1 protein-coding gene is annotated in these 1,781 nt (G+C 66.4%); it reads left to right on the top strand.

Annotated elements, in window-relative coordinates:
* Window positions 1-588: 588 nt before the first annotated feature.
* The coding region (sbcD, locus tag GX414_12850; protein NLI47987.1) for an exonuclease subunit SbcD at window positions 589-1,781 on the top strand (1,193 nt) is incomplete at its 3' end.

Genomic DNA, 1,781 nt, shown 5'->3' on the forward strand with positions numbered 1-1,781 from the left:
GGATGAAAATCGACTCCGAGGTACAATGGTGTTGTCATCGTGTGCGCTCCTTTTGGCGCCGCGACCCCGGGAGCAATCACCCACGAGATTATATCTCGTGTCTCGGTGGCGCTAAAAGGAGCGCTCTTCTCATCACATCAATCATTAACGATTAACCTTTCAAACTTGGCCCAAAGCATCCTACCCACATCTTGACCCAACACTCCGTCCGCTGCTTCGCGTCTTGGCGCCTGGGCGTGCCCCTCCTGCACCTAATCGGAAACTACGATTTGACATTCCCCCCGAATTCCGATCAATGCATTCATCCGCAGGCTGTGCGATGACTCCATGGGGCCCACCGAAGAACTCGTCCGCGTCATGTTCCGCTGATACGAGGACAACGCCGCCAGCCGGTACCGCATCGCCCTGGGGGACGGTGAGCTATTTCAATGGGAGTCTCCAGGAGCACCTCTCTTGTAATCCATGCCAGGTGGCGATGCAAATCGTTTTCCGATGTTGCGCGAACCGTCCGGTGGAAATAACTGGACGGCGTCAACAATCCCGCCATATCTTGGGCGGAGGCGACATTTCGCCGGGAGGGTATTTGCCGTGCGTTTCGTTCACACCGCCGACTGGCACCTGGGCCGGATCTTTCACGGCGTCCATCTCACTGCCGACCAGGCATATGTGTTGGACCAGCTCGTCCGCCTCGTGGCCGACGTCCGCCCCGACGCGGTGCTCGTGGCCGGCGACGTCTACGACCGAGCGGTGCCGCCCCCTGAGGCGGTGGAGTTGCTCGACGACACCCTGTCCCGGATCGTGCTGGACTTCGGTGTGCCCGTCGTGCTCATTGCCGGCAACCACGACAGCCCTCGCCGCCTCGCGTTCGGCGCCCGGCTCATGCGGGTGCAGCGGTTGCACCTCTTCGGCGCGGCGGACGCCGCGCCGTCGCCCATCCCCCTTGAGGACGCCCACGGGACGGTCCTGGTCTATCCCTTTCCGTATGCCGAACCGGCTGCGGTGCGGGAACTCGCCGGCGACCCGGCGGTGGCCGATCACGCCGGCGCCCTGGCAGCGCTCGTCGCCCGCGCCGGCCGGCCGCGGGGCGCTCGGACCGTGGCACTGGCGCACGCCTTCATCGACGGAGGAGTGTCGGGCGACTCCGAGCGGCCGCTGTCCTTGGGCGGCGCGTTCGCTGTTCCGCCTGATGTCCTGGTCGGCTTCGACTACGCGGCCTTGGGCCATTTGCACCGGGCCCAGGCCGTCGGTGGGACGATCGCCTACGCCGGTTCCATCCTCAAGTATTCCTTTGCCGAGTGTGACCAGGCCAAGTCGGTGTCCCTGGTGGAGATGGACCGCAACGGTCGCTGCCGGGCGGAGGCCGTACCTCTGCGGCCTCGCCGCGATGTCCGCCGAGTCTCCGGCCTATTTGACGAGTTGCTGCGGAACGCCCCGGCGGCCGGACGCGAGGATTATCTCGAGATCACCCTCGAGGACCGCGGACCCATCCTCGACGCCATGGGGCGCCTGCGCGAGGTGTACCCCAACGTGCTCCACGTGGCGCGCGCCGCCGGCCAGGCGCCGGGAGACGGCCTGCCGGGCGCCGGCAGCCGGTTTCGGGGCATGGACGATGCCGCTCTCTTCGCCGCGTTCTTTCGCCAAGTGACGGCGGAAGAGCTCACCCCGGAAGAAACGGCCGCCGTGGCCGAAGTCGAGCGGGCCGTCGCCGGCCGGGGCCGGCTGGATGTGCGCTACAGCGGGACCGAGCCGCTGGCCCGGGTCATGCTGGAGGGCGAGGACCA

The organism is Acidobacteriota bacterium, from assembly GCA_012517875.1.
GTDB lineage: Bacteria > Acidobacteriota > JAAYUB01 > JAAYUB01 > JAAYUB01 > JAAYUB01.